8 protein-coding genes and 1 pseudogene are annotated in these 9,388 nt (G+C 65.1%); 1 reads left to right on the top strand and 8 read right to left on the bottom strand.

The window, feature by feature from the left end; all coding sequences use genetic code 11:
- From LH475_RS03095 to LH475_RS03060, 8 genes are all read right to left on the bottom strand, one after another.
- The coding region (locus LH475_RS03095; protein ID WP_297412854.1) for an L-lactate permease at positions 1-1,317 on the bottom strand (1,317 nt) is incomplete at its 3' end.
- Positions 1,318-1,802: 485 nt separating this feature from the next.
- Positions 1,803-2,831, bottom strand: coding sequence for a cytochrome b/b6 domain-containing protein (locus LH475_RS03090; RefSeq protein WP_297412852.1), 1,029 nt, complete (start codon positions 2,829-2,831; stop codon positions 1,803-1,805).
- 509 nt (positions 2,832-3,340) lie between these two features.
- A complete protein-coding gene (locus tag LH475_RS03085; protein WP_297412851.1) occupies positions 3,341-4,327 on the bottom strand; it encodes an electron transfer flavoprotein subunit alpha/FixB family protein in 987 nt (328 codons plus the stop codon).
- A 1-nt stretch (position 4,328) separates the two neighbouring features.
- Positions 4,329-5,102 carry an electron transfer flavoprotein subunit beta/FixA family protein gene (locus tag LH475_RS03080; protein WP_297412850.1) on the bottom strand — a complete coding sequence of 258 codons (774 nt, stop codon included), beginning with the start codon at positions 5,100-5,102 and terminating at the stop codon, positions 4,329-4,331.
- Positions 5,103-5,239: 137 nt separating this feature from the next.
- Entirely contained in the window at positions 5,240-5,671 is a 432-nt protein-coding gene (locus tag LH475_RS03075; protein WP_297412849.1) for a heme-binding protein, read from the bottom strand.
- Positions 5,671-7,065 (bottom strand): FAD-linked oxidase C-terminal domain-containing protein, encoded by a 1,395-nt coding sequence (locus LH475_RS03070; protein WP_297412848.1) that lies wholly within the window; start codon positions 7,063-7,065, stop codon positions 5,671-5,673. Before LH475_RS03070 ends, LH475_RS03075 begins: the two co-directional genes overlap by 1 nt.
- A gap of 276 nt (positions 7,066-7,341) precedes the next feature.
- Positions 7,342-8,250: a helix-turn-helix domain-containing protein gene (locus LH475_RS03065; protein ID WP_297412847.1), complete on the bottom strand. Its 909-nt coding sequence runs from the start codon at positions 8,248-8,250 to the stop codon at positions 7,342-7,344.
- A gap of 20 nt (positions 8,251-8,270) precedes the next feature.
- Positions 8,271-8,546, bottom strand: coding sequence for a hypothetical protein (locus LH475_RS03060; RefSeq protein ID WP_297412846.1), 276 nt, complete (start codon positions 8,544-8,546; stop codon positions 8,271-8,273).
- Positions 8,547-8,680: 134 nt separating this feature from the next.
- Here LH475_RS03060 and LH475_RS03055 point away from each other — a divergent pair.
- Positions 8,681-9,388: pseudogene (locus tag LH475_RS03055) on the top strand (aldehyde dehydrogenase); the annotation flags it as partial.

Genomic DNA, 9,388 nt, shown 5'->3' with positions numbered 1-9,388 from the left:
GCTTGAGAGACCGGAAGCGTTGAGGTCGGGTCCCGATTGGATCAGCACGCGCACCAGAGGTACCGCGAAGAGCAGCGCCACGGCGGTCCCCGCAAGTTGTGTGCCGGAGACCTTCCACGTCTCGCGAATCTGTTTCACATTCATGCGATGGAGCGCGTAGGCGAAAAGCGCCGCCAGGATCAGCAGGAACGCTGGCGAGTAGAAGGGCAGCACTGCCGTGGAGATGTCGGTGCCAAGGATGTTGTTGAAAGGGATCGCAATACCGCTGAGGAACTCTTTCACCGGAGCGATGACGCGGCTGCCCACGAGCAGCACGGCCATGAGTAGGTAGGGAGCCCAGGCGCTCACGATGGTCATTCGCTTCTCGGTTCCGGCGGGAGCGGCTTCCGCTGGTTCCATCGTCCCCATCCACCGCGGACTCCAATTGGCGCGTGGGCCGAAGTCAAAGGTCGTTTTCGGCATGAGGAATCCACGGCTCGAGGTGAACATAACGAGGATCAACCCGAAAAGGCCACCAAACAGCGAGGGGAACTCCGGGCCGAGGAAACGGGCGACCAGCACGGACGGCACGGTCATCGCGAGCGAGGCGTAGATCGCGAACGGCCAGATCGCCAACCCGTCACGGAATTTGCGCTCCGGGCCGAAGAATCCCGTCAGCATGCAGACCAAAATCAGCGGAATGAGGATTCCCACAATCGCATGCATCAACGCCACCTCGAACCCGATCGACGCCACAAACTCGGGCATCGTGACACCGAGCACGGAGATGCGTTCCGCAACGGCGGGGTCACCGCCGAGGCCGCCGCCGACTCCCACGATGATCGGCGTTCCCACCGCTCCGAAGCTCACCGGTGTGCTCTGAATGATGAGGCCCACCATGACAGCGGCCATTGCGGGAAACCCCATGGCGAGCAGCAGCGGTGCAACGACGGCGGCTGGCGTGCCGAAGCCAGAGGCGCCCTCAATGAAGCTGCCGAAGAGCCAGCCGATGATGACCGCCTGGATCCGACGGTCAGGTGAGATGTTGTTGAAGCCAGCCCGAATGGTGGTCATCGCCCCTCCGACCGTGAGTGTCGAGAGCAGCAGTAGCGCCCCGAATACGATGTAGAGCAGGGTCGCGGCAGTGATGACGCCCTCAAGGGAGGCAGCGGCAACTCCCCGAACGTCCATTTTCCACACTGTGAGGGCCACGATCACGGCGGCGACATAGCCCAGCGGCATGGCATATTTGGCTGGCCAGCGAAATCCGGCGAGCAGGATGCCCACCACCAGAATTGGTGCCAGCGCCAGAAGGCTGAGCACAGCAAGATTGTCCACGATAAGGTCCTCTCTGACCAATTTTCGTATGATGAAACTTTGTTTCTGTCTCGTGGATATTATCCTAGGCGTGCCCCCCGTTCAGGGTCAATGCACGTGGCACCTTTTGACTCGTTTGATACCGCAGCTCCCACCGTCGACCTGGAGAGCGCCGAGGACGGCGCCAACCGCAGCAAACCCATCAGCGGGCTGTCGAAGATGCCCGACAACGTCTGCAGCGGGTGGTGCTCACCCGGTTTCGCCCACCGCGCTTGGCGGCGTGGCGGGCGGAGTCGGCCCGCGCGAGCCAGTGCGTAGCACTCTCCCCCGGCTGTCACTGTATACCCCAACACGTACCGCGCCGGCGGCGAGGATGAGCGCCGCGATCCAGACGACGCTGCCGGTCTGTGTCGCCGTGGGTTGGTGCTGATGGTGTTTTTACGAGATGTCCACGGTGGCTCTCTGCGGCTGATTGTTCACAACGTTCTTCCGCGGCGCCGAGCGTGCTAGCGGCCGACGCGGCCGAACAGGGATGCGATGGGGGCGATGACGAGTGATCGTGCCGCGAAAACGCTCGCGGAAATGACGACGAGTGAGGCGGCGAAGATCCAGAAGCCCGTCCAGTTGACGACGTCCTGTCCGGCGAACATGTGATTCAGGTTCCGCAGTGCACCGGTGGCGAGAACGAGGGTGACGTGGAAGATGATGAAGACCACGAAGTAGAGCATCACCGGGAAGTGGATCGCGCGGGCCATCTCGATCGGGTAGATCTTGTTCAGCCTCGGAGCGTCCTTTGGCCACAGTCCCGACATCCGGACACCCGTCGCGACCGCCAAGGGTGCGGCGAGGAACACGGTGGCGAAGTAAGTCAGCTGTTGCAAGCTGTTGTAATTGACCCAGCCGTTCTCGGTGGGCCAGTCAAGCGACACATATTGCAGCCCCGCTGAGAGCGCGTTGGGGAACACCTCCCAGCTGGTCGGCACGATCCGCACCCACTGACCGGTGACGAACAGCAGCACCACGAAGATCGCTCCGTTCAGGAGCCAGAGCAGGTCGAGGGACTGGTGGAACCAGATCGTCAGGCTGATCTTGCGTTGCGGGTTCCACTTCGGCGTCCAGAAGGCTGTCGGTCGCTTCTCAGTGCGGATCTGGAAGCCCGAGCGGATGATGAGCACCATCAGGAACACGTTGAAGAAGTGCGCCCAGCTCAGCCACCACGGGATACCCACAGGCGCCCATTCGGGCAGATGATATTCGCCCGGGTAGTCGGTGAGGAAGCTCTGCAGGGGATCACTGGTCAGCAGCCACCGCACGAATAGCACGGCAAACGCTCCGAGCACGAGGAGGCCGCCTCCGCCGATCACTCCGATGCCGGCCCAGTGCGGGAGGGTTCGGCCGCGGTAGCGGCGCCGTTCGCGTTGTGGTTCACCGAGTAGGCCGCGCGGTGAGTGCCGACGCGGCCCTGGCGTCGCGTCTGTCTCGGGCGCGACGATCGGCTCTGCCATCGTGATGGTGGCTGCCGGCTCGTCGACCACGGGCGCGATCGCGGCGGAGGGAACGGCTCGCGGCGGTGGCCAGGGATCCCCTCCTGGGGTTCTGGCTAACCCGCGCCGTTGAAGTACTGCGCCCGCGTCGACGTCAGCAGTCCGAGGCGATTGAGGTGAACCGGCGGCAGAAGGCGCAGCGTTCGTCGCGACGCTGCCCTCGAGGGAGGTGACTGTCGCCGCACGGGTCGTGGGTGGCTCTGCCTCCCCCACAGAAGAGGCGTGAGCGTCGATTGTTGCAGTCGTTGGCTTGCTGGGGTCGGGCCAGGGATCGCCTCCGGCGACTCGTGGCAATCCGCGGCGAACGCGCCGGAGTGCATCGGAGGCCTTCTCTGCGTCCAATGCGGCAGCATCCGTGGCGGCCGAGACTCCGGTTGTGGCGACGTATCCGGTGTCGAGCAGAACACGGTCTGCGGGGAGGGGCGGCCAGGGTTGCCCGCCACTGACGCGGGGTAGCCCGCGACGTTGGGGTCGCGTTATCTGGGGGAACGCCACGGTCCCTATTCCTTCTTCGCGGTCAGGGCCGAAACGAGCTGGGGTACAACGGTGAAGAGGTCACCAACCACGCCAAAGTCGGCGATCTCGAAGATCAGAGCTTCGGGGTCCTTGTTGATCGCGACGATCGTTTTCGCCGTCTGCATGCCAGCTCGGTGTTGAATCGCGCCCGAGATCCCGAGCGCGATGTAGAGCTGCGGGGCGACGGACACGCCGGTCTGGCCGACTTGATACGAATGCGGCACGTAGCCGGAATCGACGGCGACTCGGGAGGCTCCCACGGCTGCCCCGAGAACATCGGCAAGTTGCTCGACCAGGGCGAAGTCCTCGGCGGAACCCACACCGCGGCCACCCGCAACCACTCGAGTTGCGCCGCGAAGTGCTGGGCGGGACGATCTCGCCTGCTCCGGGGTGAAGGACACGATCGTCGCTGCGGTCCGGCCGGTTTGGACATACTCGAGCGAATCGATCGTCGGATTCGCTGCTGCGGCGCGGTCCTCTACTCCGCCTTCCCGGATGGTGACGACCGGGATGCCGAACGTCACCGCAGAGTCCACATCGTAGGCTCCGCCGTAGACAGAGTGGTGGACGATGATTCCCTCGGCGTCGCGGTCGACGCCGATGGCATCCACCGCGAGCGCGTTCTGGGTGCGGACGGCGAAGCGGCCGGCGACATCGCGACCCTCGATCGAGTTTGCGATCAGGACTGCGGACGGGTTCACACGTTCGTACGCGGTGACGAGTCCGTCGACTAGCTGGGCTGTCAACGCCGAGTCCACATAAGGCGTTTCGGCGAGTAAGACTCGGTGGGCGCCGCGCGCACCGGCGGCCGTTGCGGCATCCTGGCCGTGCCCGGGGCCAGCGATGATGACCGCGACCGGGGTCCCGATCCGTGCGGCGGCGCCCAACAGTTCGGCGGCGTTGGTGGCGAGTTCACCGGTGGGCGACACGCCGAGGAGGACGAGAACAGGGTCAACAGCAAGCTCAGTCATGTCACACCAACCGGTTCTGGACGAGGTAGTCCGCGAGCTGCTGGCCCGCGTTGCCTTCGTCGAGGATCTTGATGCCCGCGCTTCGGGCGGGCTTCGCCGAGACGGCGATTATGATCGAGCGGGGAACATCGGCATCCGCGTCGATCCCGAGGTCCGCGAGGTCGACGGTGACGATGGATTTCTTCTTCGCCGCCATGATGCCCTTGAAGCTCGGAAAGCGAGCGTCGGGAAGCCGCTCGGTGATCGAGACGATGGCGGGCAACGCGGCGGTGAGGGTGATCGTGCCGCCGTAAGTCTCGCGTTCGCCTCCGATATCCGTGTCCGAGATCTCAAGGCTGTTCAGGCTCGTCGCGTGGGCGATGCCGAGGCGCTCTGCGAGCATGGCGGGAATCACGCCCGCGTTGCCGTCTGTGGATACATCGCCTGCGATGATGAGATCGAAGCCGATGCGTTCGGCCGCTGTCGCGAGAGCCTCGGCCGTCAGCATTAGATCGGCGCCGAGCAACGCGTCATCAAGGACGTGGAATCCGCTGGTGGCGCCCATGGCGAGGGCCTTGCGGAGGGTGGCCGGAACGGTCTGTGGCCCTACCGTCAGGACGGTGACCTCGGTGTCGGGGTGGGACTCGGCGTAGGACACGGCGACTTCGACCGCTCGTTCGCCGATCTCGTCGAGAACCCGGTCGTTGGCGTCGCGATCAGCGAGCCCGGTCTCGAGGTTCAGCAGGCGTTCCGCATAGGTGTCGGGCACTTCTTTCACCAGAACAACGATCTTCATCCTGCAACGTCCCATCTTCTGTCATGGCGAATTGGCGTGCGGGCGGGCGCTTGTCCCTGTGCGGCTGCGCCGGGGCAGCCCCCGGCGTCCTCTTGGTCACGCGCTGCTCGCGATGGTGCCGAGCTGACGGCCGGCAACTATGCGCCTTCCGGAACAGGGTCGGCGCCGAGTATCTCCAGGACGGCAACGGCGATCCGGGCATCCTGTTGCGGTGAGCCACCTGCGACGCCGAGTCCGCCGGTGTGCGTCCCATCGAAGCCGAGGGGCACTCCCCCGGCGACGCTCGTAAGCAGGCCGCCGGAGCCGTGCTCGAGCGCGACGGCAAGTTCGGCGGGTAGGAGCGCACTGGGGCGCCGGGTGGAGGCGCCGGTGTTCGCCTTGCGCCGGCTGGTCTCGACACTGTGTGGGGTCGTGCCGTCAGCGCGCCCGTAGGCGACGAGAGCGAGGCTCGGATCGACGACGGTTGCGGAGACTCGTACGCCGACCTTGGCGCCCTCTTCGATCGCGAGAGCGACTGCGCGGGCAGCGGTCTCGTAGGCGATCGTCGGGATCTGGAGGTGGTGTGCCACTAGTGTCCCCCGTGGTGTTCGAGCACTGCGCCGGGGTTGAGGATGCCTTGGGGGTCGAGCGCGTTCTTGATCCGATGGTTGAGTTCGAGGACGTCCTCGCCGAGGTACTCGGCCAACCAGGGGCGCTTCAGGCGGCCGACGCCGTGTTCGCCGGTGATGGTGCCGCCCAGCTGAATCGCGAGATTCATCACTTCGCCGTAGGCAACGTGTGCGCGCCGCTGCTGTTCTTCGTCCGTCGGGTCCAGCAGGAGCAACGGGTGCGTGTTGCCGTCGCCAGCGTGGGCGATGACGGCGATGGTGACGTCGCGGTTCTTGCTGATCTGGTCGATCCCGGAGACGAGGTCACCGAGGCGCGGGAGGGGCACGCCGACGTCCTCCAGGAGCAGCGCGCCGAGCTTTTCCACGGCCGGAATCGCCATGCGCCTGGCCACGATGAACGCTTCGCCCTCTTCGGGGTCGTCAGTGGAGTAGCACTCGGTTGCACCGTTCTGATTGCAGATGTCCTCGATGAGACCAATCTCCACGGCTGCATGCCCGGCGGGCTCGTCCGACTGGGCGATGAGCATCGCGGCCGCCTCCCGGTCCAGTCCCATCCTGGTGGTGTCCTCGACGGCGTTGATCGTGACGCGGTCCATGAACTCGAGCATCGAGGGTCGCATCGAGCGGGTGATCGCGAGGACGGCGTCGGTCGCGCTGTCCAGAGTCGGGAACGTGGCGACGAGGGTGGTCGGCTGTCGCTGCTCCGGGATGAGCCGTAGCAGAACCTCGGTGATCACTCCGAGCGTGCCCTCGCTCCCCACGAACAGTTTCGTCAGGGAGAACCCGGCGACGTCCTTCAGGCGTGCCCCGCCGAGCCGCACAGCCCGGCCGTCGCCGAGGACGACGGTCAGCCCGAGCACGTAGTCGGTGGTGACTCCGTACTTCACGCAGCACAGGCCTCCGGCGTTCGTGGCGACATTTCCACCGATTGAGCAGATCTCGTACGAGGAAGGGTCTGGCGGATACCAGAGCCCCTGGGCGGCTGCGGCGGCTTTCACCTCGGCGTTGAACGCCCCTGGTCCGGCTACGGCCGTCCGGGTAACCGGGTCGATCTCGATGCTCTTCATGCGGTCCATAGAGAGGACGATGCCGCCCTGGACAGCGGTGCTCCCCCCGGAGAGACCCGAGCCGGCGCCGCGCGGGACGATGGGCGTTCCCGTTGCGGCGGCGTACCGCACCACCGTCTGCACTTCTTCTGTCGAAGTGACACGGATGACAGCGAGAGGGACACCCGCGTTGGGATCATTGGCTCGATCCCACCGATAGGCGTCCATGCTGGCCGGGTCGGTAATCACACTTCCAGGTGGCAGCGAGCTCACGAGGTCGTCGAGCGTTTGCGCGTCATTGCGAATCATCTGTGGCGGTCCTTCCTTGACCGGGAATGGCAAAACGCTATCACGAATCTATCGGTTAATGAAAGTCTCCTTTCATATCGTGGAAGAAGTGAGGCTCTTGCCGTTAGTCGAAGCGGATCGAGGAATCAGGCGACAGGGCCAAGTTCAGGCGTTGCTGCCTGACGAGAAGCCAGCGCAGACGGAGGAGCGTCTGCGGATGAAAGTTGGGGTGATTGGTCACTCGTCATTCGGGTTCACCTGCCTCCCGGGGCCCCCGGGCACTCGCGTGCGAAAAGATCAAGCCAGACGGGCGGCCCGCATCGCCGCATACAGCTCCGCCGCCTCCGATGGCCTCGACACGGAGCGCCCGGTCAACTCTGTCAGCTTCGAGAGCCTGTAGAGCACGGTATTCCGATGGCAGTGAAGCCGCAGCGCAGCTTCAGCAGTCGAGCCCTCGGCCGCGAACCACGCCTCCAGAGTGTCCAGCAGGGGTGCCCTATCTCTTGGCTCGAGTTCGAGCACCGGGCCGAGCACGTCGGTTCGGAGCTCGGACGCCGCCGAGGGGTCGTTGACGATGAGTACGTCGAGTGGCGCCGAACCGAACCGGCGGACACCAATATTTGCCCGCGGCGTGCATCGCAACGACACGCGTGCCTGGTGGACGGCATCGCGGGCATCCGCGAGAGAGATCAGGCTCCGGCTGATGCCTCTACGCGAGGCTGCACGTTTGGCTACGACGTTGACCGCGATAGCCACTTCCGATTCGGAGGTGCATCCCAGCAGTCCCACGAATTCGCCCTTCCACGTCGCCCAGGCCGAGGCGATCCCAGCGGCGCGAAGGCGCGTAGCAATGCCGGGCATGGGGTCGGCACCCGTGCCACTCAGTTCGGCGGCGACGACGAGATACGTGGCGTGCTCCGGGAGGTTGAGAGCACGCACCAGGCGCGATACCTCGCTGTGCGCTGTCTCGCCTTCCAGCAGGCTCAGGAGCATCACGCTCTTGGCTTGCTGGTCTTTGCGACCCAGGTCGTCGATGACCTCGCGGTAGGACTCGGCTGCCGCATTCGAGTACTCGTCGATGATGCCCCAGACAGAGGAGGAGACGCGCAGCAGCGACTCGGAACGCTGCGACACGCGCGACCGAGCAATCATCTCCTCCCATAGCTGCAGGCCAGCAAGGCGGTAGGCGTGCAGCAGGCCCGCCATGGAAATGCCGGACTCCGCCTTCACCCGTCCGGCGCGCGCGGTGCGTCGAGCAACCGGTGCTCGCCCGAGAGCCCTCGAAGCAGTGCATCCACGTTCTCGGTCACCACGGAGTGCAGCACAGGCAGCGCGAGGGTGCTCTCCGTGTAGGAGTGCTCACCCGTGAGGATCTGTTCGACGATGCGATCGGCGATGGTGTTGACGGAGTCGAGCATCTCGGCGAAAAGCGCAATCGCGTCCGCATCGATCTCGTTTGCGGCAGTCCCGGGGTTCCGAACCGCATTGTTCGAAGAGCTCATCTAAGGAACATAGCGCCGCAGGCGAGATCACAGTTGTGCAGTCGCACAACCTCGGTGGTCGAAATACGGGGCGGCTGCCTATCGGACTGAGCGCGTGGCGCGGCAACACTGGGTGACACGATCAAAGGAGATCCATGACCATCGCCGCGCGCATCCAGCAGACCGCTCCCGCTTCTGAACTTTCCGCCCCCGCGAGAGCCACGCTCGACGCGACGATCGGCGATCTCACTGAGGGTGCTGCACAGTGGGCCTCGATGCCGCTCGCTGAACGTGCCGAACTGCTCGCTGCGACTCACGCAGCGATGGCGGCGCAGGCGCAGCGTTGGGTACTGCGCGCTCGCGACATCAAAGGGGTGGATGCGACATCCCAGCTCGTGGGGGAGGAGTGGATCTCCGGTCCATACGCAGCCCTGGCGGGTGTCGGCACTCTCGCGCACACTGTCTCCGGTCTCGCGGCAGGGAAGTCGCCGCTCTCCGGGATCACGATGGGCACCGCGCCAGGCAACCGTGTCATCGTCCCAGTCCTCCCGCACACTGCATATCAGGCGCTGCTACTCCACGGATTCAGCGCGGAAGTGTGGCTCAAGCCTGGCGTCACGGCGGCCGAGGCAGTGGCCGCGGCGGGCCTCGGTGAGCTTGCTCCGACAGTCTCCGGAGGTGTTGGACTCGTGCTCGGCGCCGGCAACATCACCTCCATCCCGCCCCTCGACGTCCTGTACGAGATCGTGGCCAGCAACAGGGCAGTGCTGCTCAAGCTCAACCCGATAATGGCCGGCATGATGAGCGTCTACCTCGCGGCACTGCAGCCACTGGTCAGCGCGAAACTGTTGCGAATCGTGCAG

This window comes from Cryobacterium sp., from assembly GCF_026786305.1.
In the GTDB taxonomy this organism is placed as follows: domain Bacteria; phylum Actinomycetota; class Actinomycetes; order Actinomycetales; family Microbacteriaceae; genus Cryobacterium.
The sequence above is the reverse complement of the archived record's forward strand: the minus strand, read 5'-3'. Positions and strand labels throughout refer to the sequence as shown.